Genomic DNA, 2,542 nt, shown 5'->3' with positions numbered 1-2,542 from the left:
TCCAGCAGCAGCTTCTGGTGGTGGGACTCGACGCGGCGCAGATACTCCTCCAGTGTCGGCACGCGCGCGCCCGCGTACGCGGGGCCGAACCAGCTGCCGGCGTACAGGCGGGCGCGCGCGTGCCGACACTGGAGGAGTATCTGCGCCGCGTCGAGTCCCACCACCAGAAGCTGCTGCTGGAGATCAAGAAGCCGGAGCTGTACCCGGGCATCGAGCGGGACACGCTCAAGGTCCTCGCCAACGAGGGCTGGCTCGACCGGGCGCATGTGACGGGCCGGCTGGTGGTGCAGAGCTTCAGCGCGGACAGCATGCGGACCGTCCACGCACTCTGCCCCGCCGTCCGGACGGGGTTCCTCGGCTCGCCGCCCGTCGCGGAGCTGCCCGGGTACGCGCTGTTCGTGGACCAGATCAACCCCCCGTACGGCGCTCTCTCGACCGGTTACGTCTCCTCCGTGCACGCCGTCTCCGGGGCGCACGGGCACAAGCTGCGGGTGTCCGCCTGGACCGTGGACTCGGCGGACACCGCGCGGACCGTCGCCTCGTACGGAGTGGACGGCATCATCACCAACCGGCCCGACGTGGTGCGGGAGGCGCTGGGCGGGGAGTGACGGGCGAACCGGACCCCCGGGGGACCGGGCCGGGCGGCGGGCGTTGTCAGTGGTGGGCCGTACGGTGGGTCGTATGAACAGCGACGGGCGGGACGAGCCGCGGGACGAGCGTGTCGTGTGGACGGTGATCGGCACCGACATCGGCCCGCTGCTCCTGGCCGCGACCCGCGACGGCCTGGTCAACGTGGTGTTCCACGCCACGGACGCCGTGCGTGACCAGGCGCTGACCCGGCTCGCGTCCCGGCTGGGGACCGAGCCCGTCCAGGCGCCCGGCTCCCCGCTGCTGGCCGAGGCGATACGCCAGGTCGAGGCCTACTTCACCGGCCGGCGGCAGGACTTCGACCTGCCGCTGGACTGGTCGCTGATCTCCGGCTTCAACCGGCAGGTGCTGCGCGAACTGGCGTCCGGCGTGCCGTACGGCACGGTCGTGGGCTACGGCGATCTCGCCGGCCGGGTCGGCCAGCCCGGCGCTGCGCAGGCGGTGGGGGCCGCGATGGGCGCCAATCCGCTCCCGGTCGTCGTGCCCTGCCACCGGGTCGTCGAGAGGGACGGCGGGATCGGCGGCTTCGGCGGTGGTCTGGAGACCAAGCGGAGGCTGCTGGCCCTGGAGGGCGTGCTGCCCCAGCCGCTGTTCTGAGGCGCCCCCCATGCGCCGGGAGCGGGCTGCGGAGTCGCGTCAGGCGTAGTGGCGTGCCTCGAAGACGTTGCCGTCGGGATCGCGGAAATAGAAGCTGCGCCTGGCCGTGCCGCGTGCGCCGTAGGAGTCGTGGGCGATCTCCGAGACAGGGACGTCGTGCTCGCGCAGCCGGGCGCGCAGGGCGTCGAAGGCGTCGGACGGCAGCGACAGACAGACGTGGTTGACGGGGTGGCCCGCGCTCTCCGGGGCCCCGGGCAGCATGGTCATGCGCTCCGCCATGGTGAGCGGGGCGAGGTCGAGGATCGTCTCCTCGTTCACCCTGACGGACGGGAAGGAGACCTCGCCCGCGGCGAAGCCGGCGACCCGGAGGGGTTCCAGGCCCACCGCCGTCGCGTAGAACTCCGCCGCGGCGACCGGGTCGCGCACCCAGAGGACGACATGGTCGAGGCGTGTCGTGTGGTCGGTCATGCGCCCCAGGCTGGTGGTGTCCCCCACAGGCCGCAAGCGTTTGAGCGGGCGCGCCGCCCGCCAGGGATGAGGGAGGACCGACGGACAGGAGGCAGTCGCGTGACGCTGGTGGTGTCGGAAGAGGTGAGGGAGGCGGTCGCCGCGGGCCGCCCCGTGGTGGCCCTGGAGTCCACGATCATCGCCCACGGGCTGCCCCGCCCGCGCAACCTCCAGGTGGCCCTGGAACTGGAGGAGGCCGTACGGCAGGAGGGCGCCGTTCCGGCGACGGTCGCCGTCCTGGACGGGCGGCCGCGGGTCGGCCTGGACAAGCAGCAGGTGGAGCGGATCGCCAACGAGGAGGGGATCCGCAAGCTGGGGCACCGCGATCTGGCCCTCGCCGCCGCCACCGGGGCGAGCGGGGCGACGACGGTGTCCGCGACCGCGCTGCTGGCGGCCCGCGCGGGAGTCCGGGTGTTCGCCACCGGCGGGCTCGGCGGCGTGCACCGGCAGTGGACGGTGACCCAGGACGAGTCGGCCGACCTGGGCCTGCTGGCCCGTACCCGGATCACGGTGGTGTGCGCGGGGGTCAAGTCGATCCTCGACGTGCCCGCGACACTGCAGCGGCTGGAGACGCTGGGCGTGGCGGTGGCCGGATACGGCACGGACCGGTTCCCCGGCTTCTACCTGTCCGACTCCGGACATCCGGTGGACTGGACCCTGGACAGCCCGCGGCAGGTGGCGGAGGTGATGCGGGCTCAGGAGACGCTGCGCCTGCCGGAGTCGGCGCTGATCGTGGCCAACCCGGTGCCGGAGGCCGAGCAACTGGATCCCGAGCTGCACGCGCGCGTGC

4 protein-coding genes are annotated in these 2,542 nt (G+C 73.3%); 3 read left to right on the top strand and 1 reads right to left on the bottom strand.

Annotated elements, in window-relative coordinates; translation table 11 throughout:
• Together CCN42_RS32110 and CCN42_RS32105 are read left to right on the top strand one after the other, a co-directional pair.
• Window positions 1–608, top strand: a 608-nt coding sequence (locus CCN42_RS32110; protein WP_143662082.1) for a glycerophosphodiester phosphodiesterase, incomplete at its 5' end; no start/stop codon positions are given.
• 73 nt (window positions 609–681) lie between these two features.
• Entirely contained in the window at window positions 682–1,245 is a 564-nt protein-coding gene (locus tag CCN42_RS32105; RefSeq protein WP_086740876.1) for a methylated-DNA--[protein]-cysteine S-methyltransferase, read from the top strand.
• A gap of 39 nt (window positions 1,246–1,284) precedes the next feature.
• Here the strand turns inward: CCN42_RS32105 and CCN42_RS32100 are convergent, their stop codons facing one another.
• Entirely contained in the window at window positions 1,285–1,713 is a 429-nt protein-coding gene (locus CCN42_RS32100; RefSeq protein ID WP_086740874.1) for a VOC family protein, read from the bottom strand.
• Between the two features lie 99 nt (window positions 1,714–1,812).
• Between CCN42_RS32100 and CCN42_RS32095 the strand changes: the two genes are divergently transcribed.
• Window positions 1,813–2,542 (top strand): pseudouridine-5'-phosphate glycosidase (locus CCN42_RS32095; RefSeq protein ID WP_086740872.1); only part of this gene is annotated, 730 nt, incomplete at its 3' end.

The organism is Streptomyces glaucescens, assembly GCF_002154375.1.
In the GTDB taxonomy this organism is placed as follows: domain Bacteria; phylum Actinomycetota; class Actinomycetes; order Streptomycetales; family Streptomycetaceae; genus Streptomyces; species Streptomyces glaucescens.
The sequence above is the reverse complement of the archived record's forward strand: the minus strand, read 5'-3'. Positions and strand labels throughout refer to the sequence as shown.

What these genes read in the sequence shown, in the direction of transcription:
- CCN42_RS32105 (WP_086740876.1), top strand. Translation starts at nt 682, where the DNA reads ATGAACAGCGACGGGCGGGACGAGCCGCGGGACGAGCGTGTCGTGTGG.
- CCN42_RS32100 (WP_086740874.1), bottom strand. Translation starts at nt 1,713, where the DNA reads ATGACCGACCACACGACACGCCTCGACCATGTCGTCCTCTGGGTGCGC.